The sequence below is a fragment of the Spirosoma fluviale genome, from assembly GCF_900230225.1.
GTDB lineage: Bacteria > Bacteroidota > Bacteroidia > Cytophagales > Spirosomataceae > Spirosoma > Spirosoma fluviale.
In genome coordinates, this window is the sequence record NZ_OCNH01000001.1 from 2,627,223 (window position 1) to 2,635,547 (window position 8,325).

Below are 8,325 nucleotides of genomic sequence, written 5' to 3' on the forward strand. Positions count from 1 at the left end.
TTACCCATCTTAACGTCGATCACCTACCGCATAACTTGAGCATGAATCAAATTTCCTGTAATTGCATCTTTCATGTCGACGACGATGAAGATGATCGTTTTCTATTGCAACAGGTATTCCAACAATATTGTCCGACTTGTGAAATTAAACCGCTGTCCAGTGGCGAAGAGCTACTGGAGTTTATGGCCGATGCATCGGTCTTACCCTCACTAATTCTGTTGGATATGAATATGCCGGTTATGGGCGGTTTTGAAACACTGCGCTCAATCCGTCAGGAATCCAGATACGACTCCGTTCCAGTCATCATCTTAACAACGTCTGATCAAATGGCAGACCAACAGATGGCTTCTGAGTTAAAGGCAAATGGTTTTATTACCAAACCCCCTACGTTAAAACAGCTTAATCAGATTGTGATCGAGTTAAAGCGGACCTGGTTGGAGGGGAAATCCATAGCCATCAAATAAGCTTGGTAGACTCTCAGCGACGCAAACTTGAAGCAGCCTAGGTAACAGAATTCCGCTTCCTACAGCAACAATGGCCGGGTATTTAATCGAGTAACCAGCTAAGGCATATTTTTTCAGAAACCTGATCAAGTTCGTTTAAATCACAGGGTTTGGTAATATAATCAGCAGCTCCTGCCTGCTTACAGGTTTGGGGCTCTATCGCTAAACTAGAATACATTACTACGGGTATATTCTGGCAGCATTCATGCTTCAAAAACAGCTTTAGCCAGTCCAACCCATCTTCTCCGGGCAAGATAAACTCTAACAGGATGAGTTTATAGCTGTGTTCTTCTTTTTGCCATAACCGGGAATTAATAAATTCATCGCCCGATACAAAACGACAGATTACCACATTGGACGTTTTATTTTGCAGGCCCTGTTCCAAAAATAAACAGTCATCATCGTCATCATCAATAATGATCACTTGTTTGGCATTCTCCATAATTTATACCGTTTCATTGACAACTTCCCCAGCTGCTGTAACCCTTAAACTTCATCGGGCAGATGCTGTAATCAGTAAATCGTGACCTTTTGTGTTTAACTCCCAGTCATTGTACTCTTCATTCCAGCTAAAAAGTAGTTGACGCTCACTCGCATTGCCATAATCGTTGGTAACGGGAAATTTTACAGAAAAATGACGTTGCTGTCCTTCGTTAGCTGGGGGGAGTTGTTTAAAAGCATCTATTAACTCATCCAGACTTACTTCTAAATTTACCAGGGGATGGGTGTTCATTTTCATGGCTCTGTTGATTTAAGGTGTATCTATTTAACGAATTGATGACCCAGTGGTTTGATAATACCATCTACAGAGCCAATACCAAATCGAAATAACATCGTTGCGCCCATTTATCAAAGCCCTGAATAAGTCAATGAAATGAAGCCTAAACGGCTTATATTATTATTATAAGTCAATTTTCATTAGATTATTTTAATAAAATATGATCGTATGAAATTGTCTCAAAAAAAAACAAAAATGTGTTTTGGCTTCCAGTTCAGGCAAAGCAGTGTTTAAACACCTATTGCAGGTAAACTTCACGAATGACTGCTTACTTGTAAGGTCTGACAGGCTGGTTAGCAACTAGCTGGATGCTCCAGGATGGACCTCTCTGCACAATTTTCCGACGATCTACCTGTTTCTGAAGCACCTCCAGTAAATCTGCACTACGACGACGGGCAACCGGCAATAACGTACCATCGCTTAATTCAATTTCCATTCTTCTGGCGTCCCATCGGGTCACTTTGATAATATCCATGGGGTTGATCAGGCTGGATTTACTAACCCGGATAAAATCCTGTAACTGATCGGCGAAGTATACCAGAGTTTTACTAACCAGCAGAGGTTTATCTGTATCTCTTAAATAAATCATTGTGTAGTTACCGCTCCCCTGTAATCTACGGATACGCTGCGCATCCTGGATATGTCGGTAACCGGGTATTTGAATGGTTATGGTTAAGTTTGGTTGAGTCCTCATAGATAAAAAGTTAAGTTCATCTGCACGAAACAGCTAGTTGTAACTAGTAGCCTACACGATTCGGCTTCGGATCATAAGTAGGATACACAAGCACCCTATCGAAGGGCGCTTACAAACAAACTCCCAAAAGCAATGATCAATAGATTTTTCATAACGGGAATAGTTTGTCAGACATATTTTATGACCCAAAAGCATGTCGGTACATACTAACAGAAAGCGAGTGACCTATGTTTAAAGCCTTACTAATGAATAAATTAGACTACAAAATCCATAGACATTAAAATATATTCATTATTGGTGCTATCCGGACCACATATCAACTACTTGATTACGAATGAGACAAGGGCTTCGTTGAACTGTATCTGCCACCAGGATCATACACTGGGCGGCAGAGTTACCACCCCTGACCAATACGCGTTAAATACCCGAAAATAATGTTCCCACTCCTCTAAGTAAACGGGTTTGATAAGAAATGAATGGACACCCAATTCGTAGGCGTGTTTAACGATTCCGGCATCGGAATCTCCGCTGATAGCAACTATTGGTAAAAAGGGATACGTTTTTTTAACGTGCTTTATCAACTGATACCCGGCCTGTAAGGAGGGCAGGTAGACGTCCAGAAGAACCAATCGGGGAAACGGCTCTTTTGCAATTGATTCCGCCAGGTATGCCACCGCATCATCGCCCGTTGACGCAAATGCAGCTTGTGCCTGAGGCATGCTAGCCAACAAACTATACTGAATGAGCAGTTGGTGGTCTTTATTGGCTACAGCCACTAAAAGTGGAAAGGAAGACTTTTGATTTCGTCGCTGTTCATCGGGCATGGGTTAAGATGAATACGCAACCAGTAGTCTGCCTGACTCACCGGTTACTGTGTGATTTAGATGAAGTGTTTACCAGACACTTAACGTACCAAAAACGCTCAGGAAAATCCGTTTACAGACTACCCAAGCGATCAGGCTAGATTAGGCTCATTAGTACACATATAGATCTGGCCCTATAAAGAACACGTACTTTATAGCATTGTTTAGAGAATATTGGACGAAACATTGAAATTACTTCCAAACTACTCCATTATGTGAAGTAAAAGAACAAAAAATGAGAATATGGACCCTTTACCCTTATTTAGCTCATATCAATAAAGACTCGCTAGACTGCCCCGTGTTGATGCCCTAACTTCCTGAATTTCTAAACCAGCAAGCGAAGAAGAAAGCAGATCAATCAACCAACGAACACTCCAATGCAACGTGGAATTAAAAATTATACGCTTAACGATATGGGCGCAATGCTAATAGCGTTGCGAATCAGAGCAATCCGGGGAAAAAACTTGACCTCATTCAGATCAATTCAGCGTCGCTGGTGCATCTGACCAAGCTTTATCTGCCGGATATAGTGGCCCGCAACGAAGGAAAAAATCTGTTGCTTGGTTCAGTGTCTTCGGTTACGCGGCCGAAAATTTGATAAAAGGCCCCTACTGCAATGCTAAATCAGCAACCGAAGATGCCTCCGTAGCTTCTGGTCAATTAGGGCTGTTCTGGGCGCAAATGACATTGTTACCCCCCCGCATCGGGTACTACCAATCAGGGAGCAGCCGTTTTTCCGCGCCGGGATTACCGTTCTGTTTCGGGTATGGCCTTACGGTACAGTAGCGTACCCGCCGATGTGTGTGTACACGGTTCAGGTTTTACACGCAACCTTACGTTCCGTCCGAACTGACTGTACCCTCCGCCACCCTTACAACACGTACGATGACGGAAGGAAAAATTTACACAATTTGCACAACGGGCTTAGTTCGAACCGGGACGTTAACCGTTGGCACCGTTCAGCATAACTGACACTGGAGGTTGCATTAAGTATGTTTAACCATGAGTCATCCCGAATTTTGAGTGATGGCAAAGACTACCATCAAGGCATTCGAGATAGCTACCCGTAACCGATAAATCGGCACTGAAGCAGTTCGGTGCCGATTGCCGGTTCTGGGTACCCAGCGTTTGAGAAAAAAGGGTATCCAACCAGACCAGTTTCGCAGTAAGGTCAATAAAAAATCGTACACTAAGGCGACTACCCCCAGTAGTTTTAGGCGAGTTTCCCATAGCCAGAGTCGGGGCGACTCCATGCCCAGTTCAGCTTTCCCCGCCCGGAAAGCCTGCTCGATTTGTCCCGGCGGGGAACCGCAGCGATGCATGTAACTATGGGCCATTGCCCAGGCATCCTTGACCGTTTTGATGGCTACTGAGGTTAGTAGATACATCGGTGGCTGAAGACCTCTCTTATCCCGAACGACTACTAAAAACAACGCCTGATGAGCAAACTCAGGATGATGCACGGCCAGCCAACCCACGCTGACGGGTTTGGTCAGCTTCCGTTGGTTATCCCGAAGAAGCTTGTGACTCTGGGCCTTGCAACTGCGGGCTAACAAGTGGGTTTGTTTGGTGCCTTTTTGGGCGTGAACCAGCAGGTGGTTTTTCTTCCATGTAGCAGAAAGTCCTGCTTAAAGTGCAACATCCACTCTATCGTCCAGGCACTGGCATACCCCCGATCCAATACATGCAGGAGCGGTTGATCCAGGCAGGCCTGTAGCTTTTTCAGCATCCGGAACATGAGGTTGGTCCCCACCTCTTTGTACTTACCCCGGGTGGTCCACCAACTCATCTGACACACGCTGGGCACTTCGCCCAGCGCACTCAGCAGGAGAGCCGTCCAGTGAAAACCGGGTACGCAGATGCGGGCCGTGGGCGGCTTGAAAAAGCCCTTTTTGATCTTGGTCAGGCGTTTGCCTTTGCTACTCTCCACCGAACAGAGCCCCTCGACAAACCAACTTTCGGGCTTTTCGATCCGGCTATCATCCCAGAGCAGTAAGGGTCGTTTTTGGGCTTCTTGCAATTGGGTAATGCGCTCCAGAGTGCGCTTGAAGAAGAAATCATCGATCAGCGAAGCATCCCATTTTTTCGACCGTAGCAGATTACTGAGTCGCTTGGTTCCCGCCGGGGCATGGGCATAGCCCGCGATATAGGTTCCTAACTCGCTCAATAAGAGCCCCATCTTACTATTTCGGAACAGCAGGATGCTGGTAAATAGGGTGGCGAAGGTCGCCACCAGCCGTTTGTCAATCTGGGCCAGCAGCTTGGCTTCAAGTGGCTGGAGATAATGCTGAGCTTTGGTTCGTAAAAAGGTAGTCGCTGTTGACTTTGGGGTCGAAATATCTTTTTTTTGTGAGCATGTCGTTGACATAAAAAGACCTCCTTTCTGGCTTTGGCGTTGTGGTGATGCTCAAAGCTAAGAAAGGAGGTTCCTTTTTGTCAACTCCCTAAAATTCGGGATGACTCATGTTATTTCGGCTCGTCATCCTTACTGACGGCTCATCAGTGCTAACCCTCTTGGTCTTACGATTCGGGCTGTTTCTAATGTTGCCGATAGCTGTTTTGCGAGTTAGTGAACTTTCGCTCAAGCTGGTGTTTTAATTTACCAACTACGGTATGGAGCATCGTATCCCAGTTATCACCCTCTTCTTCGGCAAAAGCTCCGGTGCCCGGTACGCCGTAGATGATGCGCAGCGATTTATCGTTTGGTCCACCATGCGCTTCTATGCGCAGGAATACTTCGGCCGTAATCAGGTCTCCACTATAATAGCGTCGAAGTTTTACCAGTGCCTGGGCTATTCGATCCCGAAATGCATCATCGACGGTAATATTAACCGCATTTATTGACAGACGTACATCGTCCAATCCTTTTTGATCACTCATAAACGTTGGTATTAATTGGTTACCGTATTAACTTGAAAATAATACGTTCCAACAAGGTGGTCATTGGTCTTGAAACCAGATAATGAGGATGCGGTCCGATCGTCAGGCAATACCCAAGCGATATGCACTTTTTTCAAGCTTTTCTTAGATCAGTAAAGACTCAATCGACCACAATGCCTTATAAATTGGTCATCTTCGACTTCGACGGTACCCTCGCCGACTCGTTTCCTTACTTTTTGCGTACGGTCAACACGCTGGCGATACGTTATAATTTCAAGCAGGTAGAACCCGACCACGTTGATCAATTGCGGGCACTCGACGCGCGGCAAATGATGAAACTCGCCAAACTACCCGCCTGGAAAATCCCATTCATTGCCCGTTCGTTTATTCAACTGATGGCTCGGGATATTGATCAGATACAACTGTTTGCTGGTGTGCCTGCTTTATTAAACCAATTGACTGTACAGGGTATTCAGTTAGCCATCGTTAGTTCGAACTCGGAAGCCAACATCCGTCAGGTATTAGGTCCCGACAATGCAGCCCTCATCCAGCACTACGCTTGTGGGACGGCCCTGTTTGGCAAGCAGCGTAAATTCAGAAAAGTAATGGCCAGACAGGGTGTCAGCCCCAGCGAAACCCTTTGTATTGGCGACGAAATCCGGGACATTGACGCAGCCAGAAAAGTCAACGCGGGCATTGGCGCAGTATCCTGGGGGTACACCCACGTTAACGCGCTCAAAGTTCAACCGGATATTATCCTGTTCGACTCCCTTGAAGACATTCTGGCAGCGGTACTTGGCAACCATTAGCGAAACACCTTATACCTGGCATCGACCCGCTCTCAGAACCGGTGCTGCACAAAGGTAGAGTCAGGGCTAAAGAGAATATCGGGGGCGGGTCTTTCCTTGTAGGCTTCCCATTCCGCCAACGGCGTTGGTAACGTTTGATTGACCTCATCGATGAGCTTTTCCAGAAATTGCCTTTCCTGCTGATAGATGTTTACAACCAGTTCATTCTGGGCATCCTTCGCTTTCTGGCCTTCGGTCATTACAGTTTTCCAGCGTTCGATGAGTTTACCGGCAACGGTGGATAAGGCGTATTGATCATTCATGAGAAAATTGGCTGGATTCCGTCACAGCATCGGATTCAATGAGACATTATTTCTACAAAGAACCCGAATTGAGCTGAAAAGTTAGACCCGGAAGCTTAAGCTGTAGCCGTTTTTAATCTGGAACCGATTAGTAGAACAAACATGGCCAAACTGCTCCAGAGCAGCAATTGCCAGGTCACCATGTTCCAACCTCCCCAGGCCCAGGCTTGGATACCCACAAAAGTTCCGATCGCTCCCCCTATAAAATAAGACGTCATATATACCGTGTTGATGCGGCTATGTGCGGTGCTATCTAATGTGTAAATAAGCGCGGTGTTAGTCACCTGAATAGATTGTGCGCCTAGATCCAGTAAAAGAACGGTAAGAATAAAAGCGCTAGCGGACAGAGGGAAAACTTTAACGATCAAAACACTTAAAATTAGAAGGGATGCCATAAACAGGCGTATTTTCAGTGCATTCCCTTTGTCGGCCTGTTTACCAAACACGGGTGCTAACAGGGCAGCTCCGATAGCTAGTAGGCCAAATAAACCAATGGTTCCCGTCTGGTACTGAAAAGGTGGACCGCTCAGGTGAAACGTGAGGGTTGTCCAGAAAGAACAGAATGTACCAAACACCAGCGCACCCAGTAAAGCCGTGTTACGGAGAAGTGGAAAGCGGCCAATCTGCGCCAGCGTCGACGAAAGTAACTGTCCATAAGTGCCCGTAAATGCCGATGATACATTGGGTAACGAAAGCTGAAGCGCAAGGGCTACAACGCCAACCATCCCCGCCGAGATACCATACACATACCGCCAGCCGAACCACTCGGCGATAAAGCCGCTAAAAACACGGGCAAACAATACCCCAACCAGAATCCCGGTGAAGATAATACCTACAACCCGCCCCCGGTTTTCTTTCGCCAGACTAGCCGCCATGGGCACGATGATTTGAACCGAAACGGCGAAAAGGCCAATAAAAAAGCTCATGATGTTCACCAGCAACAAACTAGTGGCCATCGCCATACATCCCAGCGCAATGACGAGCAGAACCTGCAAAAACAGCATCAGCCGTTTCCGGTTTAATTTATCGCCGAGGGGCGTCAGGAAAAAGAGTCCCACACCATACCCGGCCTGAGCCAGTACGGCGACCCGACCAACCTCGTTTTCACTAGCCTGAAACGTACGGGCGAGATGGGGCAAAATGGGTTGATTGTAATAGATATTGGCGACACATACACCTGCCGATACAGCCATAATGGCAATATGGGCGGGTGTTAAGGTTTTACTATTCATCAGGCAAAAATAGGGAAGGTTGATTATTCGCCCCTACAAAACAATAAAAGCCACCCCAACAGGGATGGCTTTTGGATATTAGTTATGTCTTGTCCCAATTGAGCAAGAAAGTAGATATCAATTACTGTATACGCTTCCGGGGCCATTAGTACGGCTCGGCTTTATGGCTCTCACCACCTCCACCTGCCGCCTATCAACGTCGTCGTCTACAACACCCCTTTATAC

11 protein-coding genes and 1 rRNA gene are annotated in these 8,325 nt (G+C 46.3%); 2 read left to right on the top strand and 10 right to left on the bottom strand.

What is annotated here, in order from left to right:
• The first annotated feature begins 41 nt into the window (after positions 1-41).
• Complete coding sequence (locus CRO74_RS10800; RefSeq protein ID WP_097125942.1) at positions 42-464, top strand: response regulator; 423 nt, start codon at positions 42-44, stop codon at positions 462-464.
• 82 nt (positions 465-546) lie between these two features.
• Here CRO74_RS10800 and CRO74_RS10805 read toward each other — a convergent pair whose 3' ends face one another.
• The 7 genes from CRO74_RS10805 to CRO74_RS10830 all read right to left on the bottom strand — a co-directional run bounded on the left by CRO74_RS10805 (position 547) and on the right by CRO74_RS10830 (position 5,718).
• Entirely contained in the window at positions 547-945 is a 399-nt protein-coding gene (locus CRO74_RS10805; protein ID WP_097125943.1) for a response regulator, read from the bottom strand.
• Positions 946-996: 51 nt separating this feature from the next.
• Positions 997-1,242, bottom strand: coding sequence for a hypothetical protein (locus tag CRO74_RS10810; RefSeq protein ID WP_097125944.1), 246 nt, complete (start codon positions 1,240-1,242; stop codon positions 997-999).
• Between the two features lie 307 nt (positions 1,243-1,549).
• Positions 1,550-1,975, bottom strand: coding sequence for a LytTR family DNA-binding domain-containing protein (locus tag CRO74_RS10815; RefSeq protein ID WP_097125945.1), 426 nt, complete (start codon positions 1,973-1,975; stop codon positions 1,550-1,552).
• Between the two features lie 374 nt (positions 1,976-2,349).
• Positions 2,350-2,799 carry a response regulator gene (locus tag CRO74_RS10820; protein ID WP_097125946.1) on the bottom strand — a complete coding sequence of 150 codons (450 nt, stop codon included), beginning with the start codon at positions 2,797-2,799 and terminating at the stop codon, positions 2,350-2,352.
• A gap of 1,046 nt (positions 2,800-3,845) precedes the next feature.
• Positions 3,846-4,394 (bottom strand): hypothetical protein, encoded by a 549-nt coding sequence (locus CRO74_RS31940; protein WP_245877806.1) that lies wholly within the window; start codon positions 4,392-4,394, stop codon positions 3,846-3,848.
• A complete protein-coding gene (locus tag CRO74_RS31945) occupies positions 4,388-5,206 on the bottom strand; it encodes a hypothetical protein (RefSeq protein ID WP_245877807.1) in 819 nt (272 codons plus the stop codon). Before CRO74_RS31945 ends, CRO74_RS31940 begins: the two co-directional genes overlap by 7 nt.
• A 170-nt stretch (positions 5,207-5,376) precedes the next feature.
• Positions 5,377-5,718: an HPF/RaiA family ribosome-associated protein gene (locus CRO74_RS10830; RefSeq protein ID WP_097125947.1), complete on the bottom strand. Its 342-nt coding sequence runs from the start codon at positions 5,716-5,718 to the stop codon at positions 5,377-5,379.
• Positions 5,719-5,891: 173 nt separating this feature from the next.
• On the opposite strand from CRO74_RS10830, the gene CRO74_RS10835 reads away from it, so the two are divergent.
• Positions 5,892-6,527, top strand: a complete 636-nt coding sequence (locus tag CRO74_RS10835; RefSeq protein ID WP_097125948.1) for an HAD hydrolase-like protein — start codon at positions 5,892-5,894, stop codon at positions 6,525-6,527.
• A gap of 32 nt (positions 6,528-6,559) precedes the next feature.
• Here the strand turns inward: CRO74_RS10835 and CRO74_RS10840 are convergent, their stop codons facing one another.
• From CRO74_RS10840 to CRO74_RS10850, 3 genes are all read right to left on the bottom strand, one after another.
• Positions 6,560-6,829 (bottom strand): hypothetical protein, encoded by a 270-nt coding sequence (locus tag CRO74_RS10840; RefSeq protein ID WP_097125949.1) that lies wholly within the window; start codon positions 6,827-6,829, stop codon positions 6,560-6,562.
• A 95-nt stretch (positions 6,830-6,924) separates the two neighbouring features.
• The gene (locus tag CRO74_RS10845) at positions 6,925-8,100 is read right to left on the bottom strand and encodes an MFS transporter (RefSeq protein ID WP_097125950.1); all 1,176 of its coding nucleotides are present in this window, start codon (positions 8,098-8,100) and stop codon (positions 6,925-6,927) included.
• A 124-nt stretch (positions 8,101-8,224) separates the two neighbouring features.
• A 23S ribosomal RNA gene (locus CRO74_RS10850) occupies positions 8,225-8,325 on the bottom strand; the annotation flags it as partial.

Coding starts and splice junctions, on each gene's coding strand:
- CRO74_RS10800 (WP_097125942.1), top strand. CDS start 42: ATGAATCAAATTTCCTGTAATTGCATCTTTCATGTCGACGACGATGAA.
- CRO74_RS10830 (WP_097125947.1), bottom strand. CDS start 5,718: ATGAGTGATCAAAAAGGATTGGACGATGTACGTCTGTCAATAAATGCG.
- CRO74_RS10820 (WP_097125946.1), bottom strand. CDS start 2,799: ATGCCCGATGAACAGCGACGAAATCAAAAGTCTTCCTTTCCACTTTTA.
- CRO74_RS10810 (WP_097125944.1), bottom strand. CDS start 1,242: ATGAAAATGAACACCCATCCCCTGGTAAATTTAGAAGTAAGTCTGGAT.
- CRO74_RS31945 (WP_245877807.1), bottom strand. CDS start 5,206: ATGTCAACGACATGCTCACAAAAAAAAGATATTTCGACCCCAAAGTCA.
- CRO74_RS10845 (WP_097125950.1), bottom strand. CDS start 8,100: ATGAATAGTAAAACCTTAACACCCGCCCATATTGCCATTATGGCTGTA.
- CRO74_RS10805 (WP_097125943.1), bottom strand. CDS start 945: ATGGAGAATGCCAAACAAGTGATCATTATTGATGATGACGATGATGAC.
- CRO74_RS10835 (WP_097125948.1), top strand. CDS start 5,892: ATGCCTTATAAATTGGTCATCTTCGACTTCGACGGTACCCTCGCCGAC.
- CRO74_RS10815 (WP_097125945.1), bottom strand. CDS start 1,975: ATGAGGACTCAACCAAACTTAACCATAACCATTCAAATACCCGGTTAC.
- CRO74_RS10840 (WP_097125949.1), bottom strand. CDS start 6,829: ATGAATGATCAATACGCCTTATCCACCGTTGCCGGTAAACTCATCGAA.